This window comes from Brevundimonas sp. D3-1P (assembly GCF_055809335.1).
Genome location: NZ_CM147908.1, coordinates 1,511,655 through 1,531,342, shown reverse-complemented (window position 1 = coordinate 1,531,342; position 19,688 = coordinate 1,511,655). Strand labels below are relative to the sequence as shown.

The 19,688-nt window shown below is 68.6% G+C and carries 21 protein-coding genes; 9 read left to right on the top strand and 12 right to left on the bottom strand.

Annotated features, from left to right (window positions below):
* Nucleotide 1: 1 nt before the first annotated feature.
* Genes AC0L6G_RS07880 through AC0L6G_RS07870 form a run of 3 tightly spaced genes read right to left on the bottom strand, consistent with a single transcriptional unit; the run spans nt 2 to nt 2,312 of the window.
* Nucleotides 2-727, bottom strand: coding sequence for a DUF72 domain-containing protein (locus AC0L6G_RS07880; protein ID WP_293827157.1), 726 nt, complete (start codon nt 725-727; stop codon nt 2-4).
* Nucleotides 728-757: 30 nt separating this feature from the next.
* On the bottom strand, nt 758-1,285 hold the full coding sequence (locus tag AC0L6G_RS07875) for a GNAT family N-acetyltransferase (protein WP_293827156.1): 528 nt from the start codon (nt 1,283-1,285) through the stop codon (nt 758-760).
* A gap of 22 nt (nt 1,286-1,307) precedes the next feature.
* On the bottom strand, nt 1,308-2,312 hold the full coding sequence (locus AC0L6G_RS07870) for a zinc-binding alcohol dehydrogenase family protein (RefSeq protein ID WP_473253154.1): 1,005 nt from the start codon (nt 2,310-2,312) through the stop codon (nt 1,308-1,310).
* 273 nt (nt 2,313-2,585) lie between these two features.
* On the opposite strand from AC0L6G_RS07870, the gene AC0L6G_RS07865 reads away from it, so the two are divergent.
* The 4 genes from AC0L6G_RS07865 to dxs all read left to right on the top strand — a co-directional run bounded on the left by AC0L6G_RS07865 (nt 2,586) and on the right by dxs (nt 6,476).
* Nucleotides 2,586-3,248 (top strand): histidine phosphatase family protein, encoded by a 663-nt coding sequence (locus tag AC0L6G_RS07865; RefSeq protein ID WP_473253153.1) that lies wholly within the window; start codon nt 2,586-2,588, stop codon nt 3,246-3,248.
* Between the two features lie 48 nt (nt 3,249-3,296).
* Nucleotides 3,297-3,548: an exodeoxyribonuclease VII small subunit gene (locus AC0L6G_RS07860; protein WP_292087452.1), complete on the top strand. Its 252-nt coding sequence runs from the start codon at nt 3,297-3,299 to the stop codon at nt 3,546-3,548.
* Between the two features lie 79 nt (nt 3,549-3,627).
* Nucleotides 3,628-4,503 (top strand): polyprenyl synthetase family protein, encoded by an 876-nt coding sequence (locus AC0L6G_RS07855; protein ID WP_473253223.1) that lies wholly within the window; start codon nt 3,628-3,630, stop codon nt 4,501-4,503.
* 62 nt (nt 4,504-4,565) lie between these two features.
* The gene (dxs, locus tag AC0L6G_RS07850; RefSeq protein WP_473253152.1) at nt 4,566-6,476 is read left to right on the top strand and encodes a 1-deoxy-D-xylulose-5-phosphate synthase; all 1,911 of its coding nucleotides are present in this window, start codon (nt 4,566-4,568) and stop codon (nt 6,474-6,476) included.
* A 10-nt stretch (nt 6,477-6,486) separates the two neighbouring features.
* On the opposite strand, the gene AC0L6G_RS07845 is transcribed toward dxs, so the two are convergent.
* Both AC0L6G_RS07845 and gcvA read right to left on the bottom strand, forming a co-directional pair.
* Nucleotides 6,487-7,221, bottom strand: coding sequence for an NYN domain-containing protein (locus AC0L6G_RS07845; RefSeq protein ID WP_473253151.1), 735 nt, complete (start codon nt 7,219-7,221; stop codon nt 6,487-6,489).
* Between the two features lie 18 nt (nt 7,222-7,239).
* A complete protein-coding gene (gene gcvA / locus AC0L6G_RS07840) occupies nt 7,240-8,169 on the bottom strand; it encodes a transcriptional regulator GcvA (RefSeq protein WP_291535741.1) in 930 nt (309 codons plus the stop codon).
* Nucleotides 8,170-8,293: 124 nt separating this feature from the next.
* On the opposite strand from gcvA, the gene cysG reads away from it, so the two are divergent.
* The 5 genes from cysG to AC0L6G_RS07815 are packed head-to-tail and all read left to right on the top strand — an operon-like array spanning nt 8,294 to nt 13,719.
* On the top strand, nt 8,294-9,679 hold the full coding sequence (gene cysG / locus AC0L6G_RS07835) for a siroheme synthase CysG (protein WP_473253150.1): 1,386 nt from the start codon (nt 8,294-8,296) through the stop codon (nt 9,677-9,679).
* Nucleotides 9,676-9,951 (top strand): DUF2849 domain-containing protein, encoded by a 276-nt coding sequence (locus AC0L6G_RS07830; RefSeq protein ID WP_293827146.1) that lies wholly within the window; start codon nt 9,676-9,678, stop codon nt 9,949-9,951. Before cysG ends, AC0L6G_RS07830 begins: the two co-directional genes overlap by 4 nt.
* Entirely contained in the window at nt 9,951-11,621 is a 1,671-nt protein-coding gene (locus AC0L6G_RS07825; protein ID WP_473253149.1) for a nitrite/sulfite reductase, read from the top strand. The genes AC0L6G_RS07830 and AC0L6G_RS07825 overlap by 1 nt, the downstream gene beginning before the upstream one ends.
* Nucleotides 11,605-12,684: a phosphoadenylyl-sulfate reductase gene (locus AC0L6G_RS07820; RefSeq protein WP_293827142.1), complete on the top strand. Its 1,080-nt coding sequence runs from the start codon at nt 11,605-11,607 to the stop codon at nt 12,682-12,684. Before AC0L6G_RS07825 ends, AC0L6G_RS07820 begins: the two co-directional genes overlap by 17 nt.
* A 36-nt stretch (nt 12,685-12,720) precedes the next feature.
* Complete coding sequence (locus AC0L6G_RS07815; RefSeq protein WP_473253148.1) at nt 12,721-13,719, top strand: cysteine synthase A; 999 nt, start codon at nt 12,721-12,723, stop codon at nt 13,717-13,719.
* A 3-nt stretch (nt 13,720-13,722) separates the two neighbouring features.
* Here AC0L6G_RS07815 and AC0L6G_RS07810 read toward each other — a convergent pair whose 3' ends face one another.
* The 7 genes from AC0L6G_RS07810 to flgF form a co-directional block, all read right to left on the bottom strand.
* Nucleotides 13,723-15,507 (bottom strand): DUF885 domain-containing protein, encoded by a 1,785-nt coding sequence (locus AC0L6G_RS07810; RefSeq protein WP_473253147.1) that lies wholly within the window; start codon nt 15,505-15,507, stop codon nt 13,723-13,725.
* A gap of 51 nt (nt 15,508-15,558) precedes the next feature.
* Nucleotides 15,559-16,062, bottom strand: a complete 504-nt coding sequence (locus AC0L6G_RS07805; protein ID WP_293827139.1) for a hypothetical protein — start codon at nt 16,060-16,062, stop codon at nt 15,559-15,561.
* Nucleotides 16,063-16,074: 12 nt separating this feature from the next.
* Entirely contained in the window at nt 16,075-16,500 is a 426-nt protein-coding gene (locus AC0L6G_RS07800; protein WP_293827138.1) for a hypothetical protein, read from the bottom strand.
* Between the two features lie 152 nt (nt 16,501-16,652).
* Nucleotides 16,653-17,375 (bottom strand): flagellar basal body L-ring protein FlgH, encoded by a 723-nt coding sequence (gene flgH / locus AC0L6G_RS07795; protein WP_293827137.1) that lies wholly within the window; start codon nt 17,373-17,375, stop codon nt 16,653-16,655.
* A gap of 10 nt (nt 17,376-17,385) precedes the next feature.
* Complete coding sequence (locus AC0L6G_RS07790) at nt 17,386-17,994, bottom strand: flagella basal body P-ring formation protein FlgA (protein ID WP_293827135.1); 609 nt, start codon at nt 17,992-17,994, stop codon at nt 17,386-17,388.
* Between the two features lie 3 nt (nt 17,995-17,997).
* The gene (flgG, locus tag AC0L6G_RS07785; protein ID WP_293827133.1) at nt 17,998-18,786 is read right to left on the bottom strand and encodes a flagellar basal-body rod protein FlgG; all 789 of its coding nucleotides are present in this window, start codon (nt 18,784-18,786) and stop codon (nt 17,998-18,000) included.
* A 14-nt stretch (nt 18,787-18,800) separates the two neighbouring features.
* Complete coding sequence (gene flgF, locus AC0L6G_RS07780; protein WP_293827131.1) at nt 18,801-19,541, bottom strand: flagellar basal-body rod protein FlgF; 741 nt, start codon at nt 19,539-19,541, stop codon at nt 18,801-18,803.
* Nucleotides 19,542-19,688: the final 147 nt, after the last annotated feature.

Sequence of the window (19,688 nt, the reverse complement as noted above, 5' to 3'; positions counted from 1 at the left end):
ATCAGGTCGGCGACAGCATTTCGATCAGTTGCTGGGCGTCGGCCGGCGCCGCGCTTTTGATGTCGTTGTCGAAGTAGACGAAAACGTCGTGGTCCTTGCGCCAGCGCCCAATGTGATCGACCCAGCCCTTGAGGGCGGCCTCGCCATATCGGCCATGGTACCGCCCTCCGGGGCCATGCCCGCGCAGATAGACGAAGTCGGCCGTGGCCGCCCACGGCGAAGGCGCGTCGTGATGGTCGGAGATGCAGAAGCCGACGCCATGGTCGCGCAAAAGGTCCAGCACGGCGGGGTCATGCCAACTGGAATGGCGGAACTCGAAAGCGAAGCGACCCCTGTGCGGCAGCGCCTTCAAGAAGTCGGTCAGCCGTTGGTCGTTCCGTCGCAGATTGGGCGGCAGTTGAAACAGGATCGGCCCCAACTTGCCGCCCAGCCCCTCGGCCCGTTGGAACATATAGGCCAGGCTGTCGGCCGGGTCGGTCAGTTTCTTGTTATGGGTGATGTAACGCGAAGCCTTCCAGGCGAAGACAAAATCGTCTGGCGTCTGTTCGCGCCATCCGGCCACCGCCTTGTCCGTGGGCATGCGATAGAAGCTGGCGTTGATTTCCAGCGTCGTGAAGCGGCGTGAAATATGGGCCAGGCGATCCTTGGCCTTGACCTCGTCTGGATAGAAGGGGCCGTTCCAGTCCTTGTAGGCCCAACCTGACGTGCCGATGCGAACCTCGCCCATGCAAGCCTAGCGGCTGGATGATCAATCGGTTCAGCCTCGCCGCAGAATGAATTCGCGGTCGCGCCAGGCGCCGACGGGATAGTCGTATTCGCCGACCTTTTCGAAGCCGTGGGCGGCGTAAAGGCGCTGAGCCTTGGCGTTGCCGCTCCAGACGCCGATCCACAGGGCGCCTGCGGTGTTCGTCCGCATCCAGTCCAGCGCCACGGTCAGCAGCGCCGTGCCCAGGCCCAGGCCCTGGGCTGTCCTGGCCACATAGAGACGGCGCAACTCCAGATCGCCGGCCCGCGCTTCGGGATGGGGCAGGCCGTTGGGGCCGGCGTTGGCGAAGGCCATCAGTTCGCCGTCGCGTTCGGCCACCCACCAGGCGCAGCCCGGCTCGGCCAGCTTCCTCCGGGTCGGCTCCAGGTCGAAGCTGGCGTCGAGAAAGGCGTTCAAATCGGCTTGCGGATAAGGAATGCCGAACCCCGTGACGAAGGTGTCCACGAATGTCTGGCGGCCCAGGGCGCCCAAGGCTGCGGCGTCGTCGGGGCGGGCGGGGCGGATCACGGGCGCGGTCATGATCCGCCCTTAGAGCGAGGGGTCAGAAGCCGTCCAGAACGATCTTGCCGATGGTCGTCCCGCTCTCCAGCCGACGATGGCCTTCCAGCAGGGTCTCGACCGACAGCGGTCCCAGGTTTTCCGTCAGGGTGCTCCGCATCGCGCCCGCATCGACCAGGCGCGAGACCTCGGCCAGCAGTTCGTGCTGCTTGATCATGTCCGGCGTCTGCTGCACCGGCCGGGTGAACATGAACTCCCAGACGAAGCCGGCCGCCTTGGGCTTCAGAAGTTCGATCGGCAGCCCCCTGAAGTCGTCGATGGCGCCGATCACCCCTTGCGCCGCCACGGCGCGGGCCAGGGCCTCGAAGTGGGACTGGGTATGGGTCAGGGCGGCGATGTAGCGGGGCGGCCGCTCGCCGGCGGCGCTCAGCGCTTCGTCGATCGGGCCGGAGTGGTCGATCACGGCGTGGGCGCCCAGGTCCAGGCACCAGTGGCGGGTGTCGGGCCGCGAAGCCGTGGCGACGACCCGCAGCCCGGTGGTGGCCCGCGCGATCTGGATCAGGGCCGAGCCGACGCCGCCGGCCCCGCCGAGCACCAGAAGGGTCTCGTCTTCGTCGCGCCCGGCCTTCATCCGGTCGAACAGCAGCTCCCAGGCCGTGATGACGGTCAGGGGCGGGGCGGCGGCCTCGGGGAAGGTCAGGGACGTCGGTTTCGGCCCCACGATCCGTTCGTCCACCGCCTGCCGTTCGGCGTTGGAGCCGGGACGGTCGATCTGACCGGCGTAGAAGACCTCGTCCCCGACCTTGAACAGGCTGACCTCTTCCCCCACGCCGATCACGGTTCCGGCCGCGTCATAGCCCAGTATGCTGGTCTCACCCGCCTCGGGCTGGCGGCTGTTGCGGACCTTGGCGTCGACCGGGTTCAGGCTGACGGCCTCCACCTGAACCAGCAGGTCGCGCGGCCGCAAAACGGGTTCGGGCGCATCGAACGCCGTCAGGGCGGCGGGGTCGGTCGCGGGACGGGGGCCGGTCGTGCCGATGGCCTTCATGGCGCTCTCCTGGGGATGTCTGGTCGCCCTGCACATCGGTTCGCGATCGGCCGGGCGCAAGGCGCTTCCGTCGCCCGGGGGGCGGGATTTCGCACAGGCCGCCCGCGCCGTCGTGCGCGCCGCGCGACAGAGGTGTTCAGGCACGGTTGTATCCGCGCGCGAGGGGGGCTACCACCTTGAAGGATCGGGCCGTTCGCCGGCCGCACACGTCGCCGCGCTTGGGGAGGACTGAGGACGCATAAAGCCTTGAAACCGAAGGCCCGTCCGCTTGTCATGTCAGCCCCCGCACTGTCCCTCGATTCGACCGAACCGCCGGCGGCTTCTTCTCCCGCCGCGCCCTCGGTCGGCGCCATGGCCGGCGTCCGGCCCGGCGCCATCATCTTGACGCGGCACGGCGAGCCCGCCCTGTCGCGCAAATGCCTGATCACGGCGCGCCAGTATGGCGACTGGTGGGCCAGATACGAGGTCGGCGGCCTGCTGGCCGGCCAGACCCCGCCCCCCGAACTGATCACCGCGGCCCAGGGTGCGGGCGCCATCTACGCTTCCACCCGCCAACGCGCCCAGGAGACCGCCGCCGCCGTCGCCGCCGGGCGCGAGGTGATGTCGGACGTCATGTTCATCGAGGCCCCCCTGCCGCCGCCGCCGGTTCCCGAATGGATCAAGCTATCGCCCAAATGGTGGGGCGTGGTGTCGCGTTTCTGGTGGCACGCCTTCGACCATCACGACGGCCAGGAGACCCGTGCCCAGGCCGAGGCGCGCGCCGCGCAGGCGGCGCGAAAACTGATCGCGCGGGCCGAAGGCGGTCAGGACGTGCTGGTCTTCGCCCACGGCTACTTCAACCATATGGTCGGCCGCGCCCTGAAGGGCGACGGCTGGAGACTGGTGCAGAACCAGGGCTTCAAATACTGGTCCCAGCGTCGCTACGAGAAGCGATGACCGCTTCGGGCGTTGAAGCGGGCGGCGACCCCCTCTAGGGTCCGCGTCATGACCGACGCCGCCCCCGCCATTCCCGCAGACCTCAGTTTCGAAGACGCCCTGCAACGCCTGGAGACCATCGTGTCCCGCCTGGAATCCGGCCAGGCCCCGCTGGAGGAATCCATCGCCCTTTACGAGGAGGGCGCGCGGCTGAAGGCGCATTGCGAGGCGCGGCTGAAGGCGGCCCAGTTGCGCGTCGAGAAGATCGTGGTCGGCCCCGACGGCCAAGCCAGGGGCGTCGAGGCGGCGTCGTTCGAATGAACCTTCGTCGTCCCGGCTTGGCGAAGGGCGGTCGGTCCTCTTGAACCGCGTCATCGCCGCCAATTCGCCCGAACAGGCGGTGATCGACCGCGTAGGCGAGATCGCCGATCTGGTCACGGTCGCGCTGGACGAGTTGCTGCCGCGCGCCGAGGGGCCGGAATCGCGGCTGACCGAGGCCATGCGCTACGCCGCCCTGGGGCCGGGCAAGCGGCTGCGGCCGTTCTTCGCGCTGGAGGCGGCGCGGTTGTTCGACATCGACGAACGCTCGGTGCTGCGCGCGGCCTGCGCCCTGGAATGCGTCCACGCCTACAGCCTTGTTCACGACGATCTGCCGTGCATGGACGACGACGATGTTCGGCGCGGCCGCCCGACCGTCCACCGGGCCTATGACGAGGCGACGGCGGTCCTGGCCGGCGACGCGCTTCAGACCGCCGCCTTCGACATCCTTCTGCACGAGGACACGCACGAGGACGCGGCCGTGCGCTGCGAACTGGCGGCGCGGCTGTCGCTGGCGTCGGGCGCGCGAGGCATGGCGGGCGGCCAGATGATCGACCTTCTGGGCGTGCGCGACGACCTGGGCGGGGTGGCGCGGATGCAGCGGCTGAAGACCGGCGCCCTGTTCGCCTATGCGTTCGAGATCCCGCTGATCGTCGCCGACGCCTCGGCCCCGCATCGCCACGCCCTGATCAGCTTCGCCCACGACGTGGGCCTGGCCTATCAAATCGTCGACGATCTGCTGGACGCCGAAGGTTTGGCCGAGGAGATGGGCAAGGCGGCGGGCGGCAAGGATGCGGCGCTGGGCAAGACCAACTTCGTCACCCTGCTGGGGCTGGAGGCGGCGCGGCACAGGGTCGCGCATCTGGCGCGGCAGGCCCGCTCCCACCTGGAGCCGTTCGGCGAAGAGGCGGAAATCCTCAGGGCCAGCGTGGACTTTGTGCTAAAGCGCCGGTCCTGATACGAAACATCCGGCCGACCTGCGGGTTGATCCGCAGACTTCTCCAAGGTTCTTACGCCTAAATGCCCGACACTCCGCTACTCGACACCGTCAGGGTCCCCGCCGACATGCGGAGTTTCGACATCGCCCAGCTGAAGCAGCTGGCGGACGAGGTGCGGGCCGAAACCATCGACGCCGTGTCGGTCACGGGCGGACACCTGGGCGCGGGTCTGGGCGTGGTCGAGCTGACCACGGCCCTGCACCATGTGTTTGAGACGCCCAGGGACATCCTGATCTGGGACGTCGGGCATCAGTGCTATCCGCACAAGATACTGACCGGACGACGCGACCGCATCCGCACCCTGCGCCAGGGCGGCGGCCTGTCGGGCTTCACCAAGCGCGCCGAGAGCGAATACGACCCCTTCGGCGCCGCTCACGCCTCGACCTCCATCAGCGCCGCCCTGGGCTTCGCCGCCGCGCGCGATCAGAAGGGCGAGAAGAACCGCGTCGTGGCCGTGATCGGAGACGGGTCGATGTCGGCGGGCATGGCCTATGAGGCGATGAACAACGCCGCCGAGGCGACCAGCGGCCAGTTGATGGTCATCCTGAACGACAACGACATGTCCATCGCCCCGCCGGTGGGCGGGATGAGCGCCTATCTGGCCGGGCTGGTGTCGGGCGGCGCCTATCGGAACGTGCGCCGGCTGGGAAAATCCGTGGCCCAGCATCTGCCGCGCCCCTTCCGCCAGGCGGCCAAGAAGGCCGAGGAATACGCGCGCGGCATGGTCACGGGCGGCACCTTCTTCGAAGAGCTGGGCTTCTACTATGTCGGTCCCATCGACGGGCACGACATGGACAATCTGGTGCCGATCCTGAAGAAGGCGGCCGCCATCGAGGACCGGCCGGTGCTGGTCCATGTCGTGACGCAAAAGGGCAAGGGCTACGCCCCGGCCGAGAGCAGCGCCGACAAGCTCCATGCGGTCGTCAAGTTCGACGTGGTCTCGGGCAAACAGGCCAAGGCCGTCTCCAACGCCCCCAGCTACACCAAGGTGTTCGGGACCGAGCTGATCAAACACGCCAAGGTCGATCCGACCGTGGTGGCCATCACCGCCGCCATGCCGTCTGGCACGGGTCTGGACCTATTCGGCCAGGCCTTCCCCGAGCGGACCTATGACGTCGGCATCGCCGAACAGCACGCCGTGACCTTCGCCGCCGGCCTTGCTGCGGACGGCATGAAGCCGGTCTGCGCCATCTATTCCACCTTCCTGCAACGGGGTTACGACCAGGTCGTCCACGACGTGGCGATCCAGTCGCTGCCGGTGCGGTTCGCCATGGACCGGGCCGGTCTGGTGGGGGCGGACGGCGCCACCCACGCCGGGTCGTTCGACATCGGCTTCATGGGGGCGCTGCCCGGCATGGTGCTGATGGCCGCCTCGGACGAGGCGGAACTGGCGGCGATGATCTCGACATCCCTGGCCATCGACGACCGGCCCAGCGCCTTCCGCTATCCGCGCGGCGACGGCGTGGGCGTGGACATCCCCGAACTGGCCGCCCCGTTGGAGATCGGCAAGGGCCGGATCGTGCGCGAAGGAACCTCCGTCGCCATCCTGTCGCTGGGCACCCGGTTGCAGGAATCGCTGAAGGCGGCGGACCTGCTGGCCGCCAAGGGCGTGTCGGCCACCGTCGCCGACGCCCGCTTCGCCAAGCCGCTGGACGCCGACCTGATCCTGCGCCTGGCGCGCGGGCATGAGGCCCTGATCACGGTGGAAGAGGGCGCCATGGGCGGTTTCGGCGCCTTCGTGCTGCAACTGCTGGCGGAAAAGGGCGCGCTGGATGCGGGGCTGAAAATCCGCACCCTGAACCTGCCCGACGTCTTCCAGGACCAGGACGCCCCGGCCGCCATGTACGCCCAGGCTGGTCTGAACGCCGACCATATCGCCGCGATCGCGCTCCAGGCGCTGGGCGTTCCGGCCAGTCGCGCCGCGCGCGCCTGACCGGCGCCTTTCAGGCCCGGTCGCGAATCCGCATTCCGCCCGGCCCCTTGCTCTCGACCTCGAACCGGCCCGTGGCGCGGATCAGATCGGACAGTTTGGCGTAGCCATAGGTGCGCTGGTCGAAGTCGGGATAGGCGTTGCGCAGCCGATTGCCGATCGCGCCGGCCGGCACCCAGCCGTCGCCGTCCTCGTCCATGTCGGCGATGACCGAGGCGATCAGACGTGCGGCCTCCGCCGGCTTGCGCTTGGCCGGGGCGGGTTCCGCGACCGTCTTCTTGCCAGCGTCGCCGTCCGGCTCGGCCTGGGTGGTCAGGTTTTCGGTGTAGATGAAGCGGGTGCAGGCCTGGCGGAAGCTTTCGGGCGTCTTCTGTTCGCCGAAGCCATAGACGTCCACGCCCTCCTCGCGGATGCGCGCCGCCAGCCGGGTGAAGTCCGAATCCGAAGACACCAGGCAGAAACCGTCGAACCGGCCCGAATGCAGCAGGTCCATCGCGTCGATCACCAGGGCGATGTCGCCCGAGTTCTTGCCCTTGGTGTTGGCGAAATTCTGCTGGGGCTGGATGGCCCAGCGGGCCAGGACCTTGGTCCAGCCGGCGATCTGGGCGCTGGAGAAGTCGCCGTAGACGCGCCGCGCAGAGGCTTCGCCCAGGGTGGCGATCTCGGTGAACAACGCCTCGGCGATGCGCGGCGAAGCGTTTTCCGCGTCGATCAGCACGGCCAGGCGCGCCGGTTTTCCATCGGCCATGACAGCCTCCTTGCCGGGTTAGAGTTGGCCCATCGTATTGTCGTGATCCACCGCCTGCTTCTTCAGCCAGGCGACGAAGGCGGTGGCGCTGGGCGACGGCGGGCGGTCGCGCGGCTGGACGACGTAATAGGCGAAACCGACCGCCTCCGACCCATCCGGGAAGGGGGCGACCAGCCGCCCCGACGCCAGGTCCGCCTGGGCCAGGGTGCGTTTGGCCAGGGCCACGCCGCGCCCGGACGCCGCCGCCTCGATCAGCAGGCTGGACTGGTTGAAGCGCGACCCCCGACGCGGATCGGGATGGCGTACGCCCCGCGCCTTCAGCCACATGGCCCAATCGGGCCGGCTGGGGTCGCCGTCGTTGGACATGTCGTGAAGCAGAGTGTGTCCGATCAGGTCGGCCGGCTTGCGGATGGGCTTGTCGCCGTCCATCAGCGACGGGGCGCAGACCGGCAGAACCGTCTCGGTCATCAGCCGGTCGACCGTCAGCCCCGGATAGTCGCCGGGACCGTAGCGGACGGCCAGGTCGATCTTGCCCTCCGACAGGTCCGCCGTCTCCATGTCGGCGGAAATCCACAGCTCGATCTCGGGATGGGCGGTGTGGAAGTCGTCCATGCGCGGCATCAGCCACTTGGAGGCGAAGCCGGGCGCGACGCTGATCGACACCTGTTTCCGGCGCGGCGGCTCGCGCAACAGGGCCGAGGCGTCCATCAGCCGTTCGAACCCCTCGCGCAGCAGGGGCACGGAGGATCGGCCGAGATCGGTCAGTTGCAGGCCCCGCGCCTCGCGCACGAACAGCGGCCCGCCCACGATGTCCTCCAACAGGCGGATCTGCTGGCTGACGGCGCCCGGCGTCACCGCAAGCTCGTCGGCGGCGCGCGAGAAGTTCAGATGACGCGCGGCGGCCTCGAAGGCGCGCAGGGCGTTGAGCGGGAGCAGGGGACGGGCCATCGCCGTTAGAAAACCTATCAGCGAGACAAAGGCAATCTGGTTTGCGGCCCTGGATCATCACGCCGATGCTCCCCGACCTGCCGTCGTCCCTTCTTCCCCTTTCGACGGCCCTGAAAGCAAGACGATGCGCGTATTTCTCGCCTCCATCCCGCTGGAGGCCGCAAAGGTCATCATCATCGGGGGCGGCGAACCCGCCCTGGCGAAGTTGCGACTGTTCCTGAACACGCCGGCCGACGTCGTGTGGTTCGCCCCCGACGGCGCGCCCCCCAAGATCGAAACGCCTCTGGCGGCGCCGGAGCCGGTTCTGCGTTCGCCAGAGGCTGGCGATCTGGCGGGCGCGCGTCTGGTCTTCATGGCCCTGGACGATGCGGACGAATTGACCCGGCTGGGCGCTTTGGCGCGTGCGGCGGGCGCCCAGATCAATGTGGTCGACAAGCCCCATCTGAGCGATTTCCAGACCCCGGCCCTGATCGACCGGGACGAGGTGGTGATCGGCGTGGCGACCGGCGGATCGGCCCCGATCTTGGCCCGCGACATCCGCACCGCCATCGAGGGCGTGATGCCGGCCGGTCTGGCTCACGTGGCGCGGCTGGCGCGCGAACTGCGCGACACGGTCAAGGCCAGCGTGCCCGATTTCATGGCCCGCCGTCGCTTCTGGGAAAAGGCCTTCCGGGGCCCGGCGGCGACCCTGGCGGCCGAGGGTCGGACGGCCGAGGCGCGCCGCGAGATGTTGCGCCTGCTGAATGTCGCCGCGCCGGAACAGGGCGTGGTCCATCTCGTCGGGGCGGGGCCGGGCGATCCCGAACTGCTGACGCTGAAGGCGCTGCGGGTGCTGCAGGACGCCGACGTCATCATCCACGACCGGCTGGTGCCCGAGGCCGTGCTGGCGCGGGCGCGGCGCGACGCCAAACGCCTGTATGTCGGCAAGGCGCGCGGCGATCATTCCGTGCCCCAGGACCAGATCGAGGCCCTGATGGTCGCCGAGGCCAAGGCCGGTCATCGCGTCGTCCGGCTGAAGGGCGGCGACCCCTTCGTCTTCGGGCGCGGCGGCGAGGAGCTGGAAGCCATGCGGGCGGCGGGCGTGCCGGTCTTCGTCGTGCCGGGCGTGACGGCGGCCTTGGCCTGCGCGGCCTCGGCGGGCGTGCCGTTGACCCATCGCGACCACGCCCAGGCCGTGACCTTCGTGACGGCCCAGGCCAAACCGGGCGGCGTCGAGGCCGACTGGACGCGACTGGCGGCGCCGAACCACACTCTGGCCATCTACATGGGCGCGGACCGCGCCGAGGAGACCGCGGCCAGGCTGATCGAAGCGGGCCGCTCGCCATCGACGCCCGTGGCCCTGGTCGAGAACGGCAGCCGCCCCGACGAACGGGTGCTGACCGGCCGGCTGGACGGCCTGGGCGCCCTGGTGCGCGGCGCCGGTCTGACCGGCCCGGCCCTGCTGTTCGTCGGCGAGACGGCCGCCTTTTCCGCCGCCCAGCTGGATGTGCGCGCGGAGGTCGCGGCATGAAGATCGTCACCGCCAACCGCCTGTCGGACGGGCGCGTCATCTATGCGGGCGTGGACAACCAGCCGGTGGACCGCATCGACCAGGCGTCCGTGCTGGACGAGACGACGGCCGACATCGTCCTGGCCGAGATCGCCGGACGCCCGGATGTCTTCGTCAATCCCTATGCGGTGGAGGTGGACGGCCATGTCCCCTCGGGCCGCGACCGGCTGAAGGAGCGTATCCGCTCGGCCGGACCGACCGTGGGCCACAGCATCGCCGGGGGCGTGGGCTGATGTATCGCTATGACGAGTTCGACCACGCCCTGGTGCGCGAACGGGTCGAGGAATTTTCCGATCAGGTCGCACGCCGCGCCTCCGGCGCCCTGACCGAGGACGAGTTCAAGCCGCTAAGGCTGATGAACGGCGTCTATCTGCAACTGCACGCCTATATGCTGCGGGTCGCCATACCTTACGGCGTGATGAGCAGCCGCCAGATGCGGCGTCTGGCCCATATCGCCCGCGCCTATGACAAGGGCTATGGCCATTTCACCACCCGCTGCAACATCCAGTACAACTGGCCGGCCCTGACCGATCTGCCGGCGATCCTGAGCGATCTGGCCGAGGTCGAGATGCACGCCATCCAGACGTCGGGCAACTGCATCAGAAACACCACGACCGACGTCTTCGCCGGCGCCGCCGAGGACGAGATCGAGGATCCGCGTCCCTGGTGCGAGATCATCCGCCAGTGGTCCACGATCCACCCGGAGTTCAGCTTCCTGCCGCGCAAGTTCAAGATCGCGGTGATCGGGGCCGAGAAGGATCGGGCGGCGATCCGCACCCACGACGTGGGCCTGCAGATCGTGCGCGGGGAGAATGGCGGAACCGCCTTCCGCGTCTTCGTCGGCGGCGGGCAGGGGCGTCTGCCCCATATCGGCCAGGAGATCGCCTCGGCCATTCCGGCGGCAGACCTGCTGGCCTATCTGACCGCCATCCTGAGGGCCTGGAACCTGCTGGGCAGACGCGACAACATCCACAAGGCGCGGATCAAGATCCTGGTCGCTTCCTTGGGCATCGACGCCTTCCGCGAGGAAGTGGACAAACACTACGCTGCGCTGCGCCACGAAGACCTGCGCGTGCCGGATGACGAACTGGCGCGTATCGGGGCCTATTTCGCCCCGCCCGCGTTCGAGGACCTGCCGAAGGCCAGCGCCCCATTCGACCGCGCCCTGCTGGCCGATCCCGACTTCGCCCGGTTCGCCCGCAACAATGTGCGGCGTCATCGCCAGGCGGGCTACGCCTCGGTGGTGGTGTCGCTCAAACCGGTCGGCGGCGTGCCCGGCGACATGACGGCGGACCAGATGGACGCCGTGGCGGACCTGGCCGAGCGTTATTCCTTCGACGAACTGCGCGCCGCCTATGAGCAGAACCTGGTCCTGCCCCATGTGAAGCTGGACGACGTTCCGGCGGTGTGGCGGGCGCTGCGCGAGGCGGGGCTGGCGACGGCAAATGCGGACCTGGCGACCGACGTCATCGCCTGCCCCGGACTGGACTACTGCAGCCTGGCCAACGCCCGCTCGATCCCGGTGGCCCAGGCCCTGTCCAAGCGGCTGGCGGACATGGACTATCAGGAGAAGCTGGGGCCGGTCCGCATCAACATGAGCGGCTGCATCAACGCCTGCGGACACCACCATGTCGGCCACATCGGCGTGCTGGGCGTGGATCGCAAGGGCGAGGAATATTACCAGATCACCGTCGGCGGCTCGCCCAACGAACAGGCGGCGCTGGGCGACATCGTCGGCAAGAGCCTGCCTTCACACGAGGTCGCGCCCGCCATCCAGCGGACGCTGGACCGCTATCTGCAAATCCGCGCCGAGGGCGAACGGTTCATCGACACGGTCCGCCGCGTCGGTCCCGATCCCTTCCGCGACGCCATCTACGAGACTCTCGATGCTGCAAACGCTTGAAGGCCGTCAGAACGGTCTGCGCCTGTCGGTCGCGACGCCGGTGGACGAGGTCGAGGCCGCCGCCGCCGATGAAGACGTGCTGGTGCTGGAGTTCGACGCCTTCCGCGACGGGCGCGGCTTCTCCCTGGCCGCCATCCTGCGCGAGCGGGGCTATGCCGGGCGGCTGATCGCGGCGGGCAAGTTGTTGCCGGACCAGGCGCGGCACCTGCGCCGGTCCGGGTTCGACGGCGTCGAACTGGGCGAGGGCGCGGACGCCGCCGCCTGGGCGCGGATGGACCAGGCCTTCAGCGCCGCCTATCAGCCCGCGGTCGACCCCGCGCCGACCATCTGGCGCCGCCGTCGCGCCGCCTCCAACGATCCCGACCTCGAGGCGCTGGCCGACCGGCTGAACCGCGAGACGGAGGGCAAGGACGCGAGCGAAATCGTCGAGGCGGCGCTGGACCCGGCGCTGGGTCTGCGCGTCGGCGCCATCTCTTCGTTCGGCGCGGAATCGGCGGTGCTGCTCGATACAATTGCTCGACAAAATCTCGACGTTCCGGTGGTTTTTTTAGAGACCGGACAACATTTTTTGCAGACCCTGTCCTATCGCACTCAGCTGACGAAGGTCCTGGGCCTGACCGACGTGCGTCTGGTTGCGCCGGACGCCGGGGAGAAGGCGATGCTGGACGCTCGCGACGACCTTTGGAAGACCGACGCCGACGCCTGCTGCGATCTGCGCAAGGTGCGACCGCTGGCGCGGGCGACGGCAGGGTTCAACGCCTTGATCACCGGACGCAAACGCTATCAGGCCGCGACGCGGGCGGCGCTGAAGCCGTTCGAGGTTCTGGACGGGGTGTTGCGGATCAATCCGCTGGCGAACTGGGACGCCGCCGATGTCGAAGCCTGGCTGGACGATCACGACCTGCCGCGCCATCCGCTGGTCGAGCAGGGTTATCGCTCCATCGGGTGCTGGCCCTGCACGCGGGCGGTGCAGGACGGGGAGGACGCGCGCGCCGGACGCTGGTCGGGCATGGACAAGGTGGAATGCGGCATCCACTTAGGCCAACGTCAGGCCGCCGCCTGATCCCTTCTCGTTTCGACCTCCTCCGAAAGCTTCGCCTTGTTTGTCACGCCTAACGTCATCGACCTGATCGGCGATACGCCGCTGGTGCGCCTGAACCGTCTGTCCGATCAGACGGGCTGCGAAATCCTGGGCAAGGCCGAGTTCTTGAATCCCGGCGGCTCGATCAAGGATCGCGCGGCCCTGTCCATCGTCCAGACCGCGCGGGCGTCGGGCGCGCTGAAGCCTGGCGGAACCCTGGTGGAGGGGACGGCCGGCAACACCGGCATCGGCCTGGCCCTGGTCGGGGCGGCCCTGGGCCATCCGGTGGTCATCGTCATTCCGCGCACCCAGTCGGAAGAGAAGAAGTCGGCCATCCGTTCGCTGGGCGCGCGCCTGGTCGAGGTGGACGCCGCCCCCTTCTCCAGCCCCAATCATTTCGTTCACTATTCGGGCCGCCTGGCCGCCGAACTGAACGACAGCGAAGAGGCGGGCGCCCTCTGGGCCAATCAGTTCGACAACACCGCCAACCGCGACGCCCATTACGCCGCCACCGGCCCCGAGATCTGGGCCCAGACGGACGGCCGGGTGGACGCCTTCGTCTCGGCGGTCGGCTCGGGCGGCACCATCGCCGGCGTCTCGGCCTATCTGCGTGAAAAGAAGCCCGATGTGACGATCGCCCTGGCCGATCCGGCGGGCGCGGCCCTGTTCAACTGGTTCAGCAAGGGCGAAATGTCGGGCGAAGGCTCGTCCATCACCGAAGGCATCGGGGTGGCGCGGATCACCGGCAATCTGGAGGGGTTCACGCCCGACCACGTCTACCGGATCGAGGACGCGGAGTTCCTGCCCCTGTTGTTCGATCTGGTGAAACACGAAGGCTTGTCGCTGGGCGGTTCGGCCGGGGTGAATATCGCCGGCGCCGTGCGCCTGGCCCGGGAGATCGGGCCGGGCAAGACCATCGTCACCTGCCTGTGCGACCCAGGCTCGCGCTATGCGTCCAAGCTGTTCAACCCGGAATTCCTGCGGTCGAAAGGCTTGCCCGAGCCGGATTGGGCCTAGGTTTCACATCGCCTTCTGCTCCGCGATCCAGGCGTCCATGCGCCGGTCCAGCAAGTCCAGCGGCAACGGGCCCTCGGTCAGCAGCGCGTCGTGGAACGTCCGCACATTGAACTTCGGCCCCAGTTCACGCTCGGCCCTGGCGCGGATTTCGCGCAGGCGGATTTCGCCGATCTTGTAGGCGGTCGCCTGGCCCGGCCAACCGATATAACGCTGCAGCTCGGTCTCGATATTGTGCGGCGCCAGGGCCGAGTTGTCGCGGAAACAGGCGCGCGCCTGTTCCTCGCTCCAGCCCATCCAATGCAGGCCGGTGTCGGCCACGAGGCGACAGGCGCGCCACATCTCGTAGGACAGCCGGCCGAACCGTTCGTAGGGCGTGCGATAGAAGCCCATCTCCTCGCCCAGATATTCGGCGTACAGGCCCCAGCCCTCGGTGAAGGCGCTGACATTGGCCTGCCGCCGGAAATAGTGTTGGCCGGCCGCCTCCTGCTGCAGGGCGATCTGGATGTGGTGGCCGGGCACGGCCTCGTGAAGGGTCAGGGCCGGCAACTCATAGAGGGGCCGCTGGTCCAGCTTGGACGTATTGACGATGTAGTGGGCGGCCACGCCGTTCTGCATCGACCCGCCGTTGTAGCGGCCTGTGGTGTAGTTCGCCTCAATCTGGGGTGGAACGAGCTGCACGTCATAGGGAAGACGGGGCAGGGTGGCGAACAGGGCCGGCAGGCCGCCGTCCGCGCGCTTGGCCATTTCCGACGCCTTTTCCAGCAGTTGTTCGCGGCTGGCGGCATAGAACCGGGGGTCGGTGCGCAGGAAGTTCAGGAAACCGGCGAAGTCGCCGGTCCAGCCCGCCGCCTTCATCTCCGTCTCCATCCGGGCGCGGATGCGGGCCACTTCGGACAGGCCTATCTGGTGGATCTGGTCGGGCGTCAGGTCGGTGGTGGTGTGCCCCCGCACCAGATAGGCGTAGAGCGCCTTGCCGCCCGGACGGGCGCCGATGCCGGGTTCGACAGGCGCCTTGGGCAGGTAGTCGGTTTCCAGGAAACTCAGCCAGGCCTGACGCGCCGGGACGATGACCGAGGCGACGGCGGCGGCGCCCTCGGCCCTCAGTCGATCCTTGTCGGCCTGGGACACGGTCGCGGGCAGGGTGTCGAAGGGTTTCAGCAATGGCTCGGCGTCGGGCGCTATCGCCACGTCGTTGCGGGCCAGGGCGACGGCGCTTTCCGTCACCGACCTGGCCTGGATCAGGCCCGTGTCCAGGCCGCGCCGCGCATTTTCGGTCGTCTGGGCGTAGATGCCGCCGAAGCCCCGGATGCGCCGGATATAGGCCTGGGCCTCCGCCGTCGAGTTCAGCCGCGTGCTTCCCCCGACATACAGGGCCCAGGTTCCCGGCCCGCCCTCGCTGTCGAACGCCAGTCGGCCGGCGTCGTAGTCCAGCCCTTCGATGCTGCGTTTCAGGCTGTAGAGCAGGAAGGCGTGGTTGATGGCGCCCGCGTGGGAAAGACTTACCGGGTCGACGGCGTCCAGCCGACGCACGAACGCCTCCAGCGGCGCCCGTTGGGCCAGTTCGAAGGCGCGCGACAGGTCGGGCACCCGGCCCATCGCCTCCACGTCGCCCTCGCCGCCGGCCGAAAAGGGGTCGACCGACTTCAGATAGGTCTCGTAATCGGCGATCAGGACGTTCAGTGCGGCGTCCGACGGCGCGGCGATCGCAGCGCTCGTGGTCTGGGCCAGGACGAATGCAGGCGAGGCCGAGGCGAGCAGGGCCGCCAAGGCCATGTGGGAAATCTTCATCGTGCGCCCTCCGGTGCAGGGGCGCAGTGCAAGCCTAGCCTTGGGGCGGCGTCAACCGCAGACGGCGAAGAACTGTTCGATCCCGGCCTTGGCGGTCGGGTGGGCGACATAGACTTCGCGTTCACCGTCGGCCCAGTTGGCGATCCAGCCCAGGCGGCGGAACCGCTGGAAGACCGGGTCCTTGGTCGCGGCGTGCGCGGTCAGCAACTCGCCTTCGTGAACGACGGCCGGCTCCGATGTCGCAGCATAGCGTTCGGTGTCGCCGCCCGATTCCAGATGGATTTCCCGGCCCGGCTTCTCGCTGGACGCCGTGACCTCCAGCGCGCCCGTGCCGGCCTGACACAGCAGATGCAGCTTCACCTCGTCGCTGTTCGCCACCCCATAGGCCAGGCTGGCCTCCGAACCGTCGCGGTTCATGAACCAGTCCAGGCCGGGCGTGGCGGCGGGGGCGCCGGACGCGCCGGACAGAGCGTCGCCCGGCGACGGCGCATGGGTGGCGCAGGCGGCCACGGCGGAGACGGCGATCAGGGACGGGATCAGGCGGGACAGGCGCATGCTTGATCTCTTCTATCCGGCGCAGCGGTCGGCGAAGCGGCGAAGCTTGGCCAGATGGGGGCGTTCGACCGTGATCGACCTGACGTCGTCGCCGACGGCTATGGTCATGCGGCCGTCGGCGACGAAGGCCGAAAAGGCGGGGTGTCCGACGGGTATGCCGGCTTCCAGCTTGCCGTCGCGTCCGACCCGCGCCTGGCTGGCCGCCGTCGCCCCGCCGGCGGTGATGCGGGCGAAGCCGGCCGAGACGGGCGGGCCGTAGACGGAGACGGTCACGGCCCCGGAACCGGGCTGACATTGAAGCGTGGCGCGCAGTTCGGCCGTGTCGGGAATGTCGTTGGCCAACACCAAGGGGCCGTCGCCTTCATAGAGGCTCCAGGTCCAGCCCCCCGAAGCGGCCTGCAACGCCAGGGCCGCCAGGGCCGAAACCATAGGAATCATGCGCCAGCCCCCGCCGACGACGCGCATCGCCGCGTCTGGCCCAATGTCGTCGGGCCGGCGCCAAACCGCAAGAGATCAGACAGCCGCACGTCCTCCCGACAGGCTTCAGCAGGACGAAACGCGGTTATCCGCGGACGGTTCAATCGGGCGGATCAGAAGGGGCTGAACCGCTCCACCAGGCTCTGGGCGGCCGGGGCCGACTGGACGCGGCTGATGTCGCCGCGCCCGCCGTAGGAGATGCGCGCCTCGGCGATCTGGGTGTGGTTGATCGCATTGGCTGAGGAGATGTCCTCGGGCCGCACGATGCCGGCGACGGTCAGTTCGCGGACCTCGCGATTGGTGCGCACTTCCTGCCGGCCCTGGATCACCAGATTGCCGTTGGCGAGGACATCGGTGACGACGGCTGCGATGGTCAGGGACACCTTCTCCGCCCGGTTGACCGAGCCGGTTCCCGCCGACTTCGATTCGCCCTCCATCCCGACCATGTTCGACGGGTCGAATCCGCCGGGGAGGATGCGGCCCAGGCTGCTTTCCAGACCGAACAGGTGAGAGACGCCGCCTGAAATGTCGTTGGAACGCGACCGCTGGGTCGAGTTCTGCGTCTGGGCGCGGTCGTCGATGTCGATCTTGACCGTCAGGATGTCGCCGATATGCCGCGCGCGCTGATCGCCGAAGAAGGTTCGGGCGCCGGCGCGCCACAGGCTGTTGGCGCTGGCGGGCGCGGTCTGGGGGGCCGGCAGATAGGCCTGCTGCACCGGGACCAGGGCGGCCGGATAGCCGATGGGAGCCAGTTCGGGGCCGCGCACCGTCTCCGCGACGGTGGAACAGGCGGCCAGGGGGGCGATGGCGGCGATGGTCAGGATGATCTTGCGCATGACGGGGTCCCTAGCGGGCGGCGAACTGTTGAGGGGCGGCGCGGGCGACGTCGGCGGCCGGACCGGCGACGGCCTGGCCGGGACCGGAGGCGACCGCGTCGATGACGCGGTTGGACGCGGTGTTCATGATGGCGACGGGTTCGCCCAGGCCGGCGCCGCGCATGGCCTTGCCCATGACGGCCAGGTTCACCCCGCCTACCTGATAGGTGACGCGAACCATGTCGTTGCGGGCGATGACCTGCTGGACCGGGCCGGGTCGATAGGCGGCGCGGGCGGTCGGCTGGACCGCGGCGGACGCAGCGGGGGCCTCCGCCATGCCCTGAACCGGCGCCTCGGCGCGACGCACGGCGACCCGGCGCAGGCCGTTGGGATTGGCCCAGTCCAGACCGGCCTGGCGCGCCTGGGCCTGAAGCTGACCGGCCTCCAGCACGACGGACGGACCCACGCGCTGGGCCACCATGACGTCGGCGGCGGGCCCGGCGCCCTCGAACAGATCGCCCAGGGTGACGCGGCCGTCGTCGTCGACCGGATTGGCGCGCAGCACGACCGGGCCGGCCCATGCCGAGCCGGCGAAGGCGCAGGCGGCGGCCGAAAGGATGAGCGTTCGGGTCAGGCGCATGGCTCAGCTCTTCACTTGCGAGGCGACCGACAGCATCTGGTCGGCGGTCGAGATGACCTTGGAATTCATCTCATAGGCGCGCTGGGCCACGATCAGGGCGCTGATTTCCGAGACCGCGTCCACGTTCGACGCCTCGGTGTAGTTTTGCAGCACCTGGCCGAAGCCCACGTCGCCCGGCGTGCCGACGATCGCCGGACCCGAGGCCGCCGTCTCCAGCAGCAGATTGTCGCCGATGGCTTCCAGCCCCGCTTCGTTGAAGAAGTTGGCCAGTTCGATCTGGCCCACGGTCGTCGGGGCGGTCTGGCCGTCCTGCGTCACCTGGACCAGGCCGGTCTTGGAGATGGTCAGCTTGGTCGTGTCCTGCGGGATGGTGATGGCGGGTTCAAGCAGATAGCCGTCGTCGGTGACGATCTGGCCTTCCGGATTGACCTGCAGATTGCCCGCGCGGGTGTAGCCGATTTCGCCGGACGGCAGGGTGATCTGGAAATAGCCCTTGCCGTCGATGGCCATGTCATAGGGATTGCCGGTCGCCTGGGGCGTGCCCTGTTCGGTGACGCGATAGACGGCGCCCGCCTTGACGCCCGCGCCGATCTGGATGCCGGTCGGAACGACGGTGCCGGCGCTGGACGACTGCGCGCCCATCCGTTCGACGTTCTGATAGAGCAGGTCCTGGAACTCGGCGCGCTGCTTCTTGAAGCCCACCGTGTTCATGTTGGCGATGTTGTTGGAGATGACCTCCACGTTCAGCTGCTGAGCAGCCATGCCCGAGGCGGCGGTGCGAAGTGCGCGCATCTTTGGGGCTCCCTTTAGGCGGCCTTGCCGAGGCGCTCGACGGCGCGGCGGCTAAGGTCGTTGGTGTTGTCGATCATCCGGGACACGCTTTCGTAGGCGCGGCTGATCTCGACCAGATTGGTGATTTCGGTCAGCGGATTGACGTTGGAGGATTCCAGCGCGCCCTGGTGGATTTGGGCGTCCGCAGCCTCGATGGGTTGGGTGTTGGATCGGTTGCGGTAAAGGCTGTCGCCGCCCTTTTCGAGTACGCCCAGCGTTTCGAACCGCACCACCGACAGCCGGCCCGTGACCTGGCCGTTCTGGGTGATCGTTCCGTCTTCATCGACGCTGGGCGCGCCCAGATCGGGGTCCAGGACGATCTCGGCGCCGCCGCCCAGCACGGCCTGGCCCTGTTTGGTGGTCAGTCTGCCTTCCGGGTCCAGGGTGAAGGCGCCGTCGCGGGTGTAGGCCTGGCCGTTCGCGCCGTCGCGCACGGTGAAGAAGGCGCCTTCCCCCGAGATGGCGAAGTCCAGGTTGCGACCCGTCTGCTGCATCGATCCCTGGCCGAAGTCGCGGCCGACGCCGTTGTCGAGCACGAAGCTGGCGGAGGGGCGGATGCTGTCGTTCCTGGCGCGCTGGCCCACCTGGACGCCGAGCATCAACTGCTCGACCTTGAAGCCGGTGGTGTTGGCGTTGGCGACGTTGTTGGCCACGATGTCCAGTTCGCGACGCAGCGTCATCTGCCGTGACAGTCCGATATAGGCGGCGTTTTCCACGAGAGGCGTGCTCCTTCGCCCGCATTCTCGCAACGGCCGTGCCAACAGGGTTAATCCAGGCGGAATGCGGGTTCTGGCGGCGCCGGGCAGGGGGCGACCCGGCAAATCCTGCCCATTGTAAACGCGGCGTTAACCAAACCCGGTCGA